We start from the raw sequence: 214 nt of genomic DNA on the forward strand, positions 1-214 counted from the left end.
GTCTTCCGGCGAGCGGGCTTTTCACCCGCTTTATCGTTACTTATGTCAGCATTCGCACTTCTGATACCTCCAGCAAACCTCACAGTTCACCTTCAACGGCTTACAGAACGCTCCCCTACCCAACAACACATAGTGTCGCTGCCGCAGCTTCGGTGCATGGTTTAGCCCCGTTACATCTTCCGCGCAGGCCGACTCGACCAGTGAGCTATTACGC

At 54.7% G+C, this 214-nt stretch carries 1 rRNA gene; it reads right to left on the minus strand.

From position 1 onward, the window contains the following. Window positions 1-214: ribosomal RNA gene (locus F3J37_RS28680) — 23S ribosomal RNA — on the minus strand; the annotation flags it as partial.

The sequence above is a fragment of the Candidatus Pantoea communis genome (assembly GCF_011752685.1).
GTDB lineage: Bacteria > Pseudomonadota > Gammaproteobacteria > Enterobacterales > Enterobacteriaceae > Pantoea > Pantoea communis.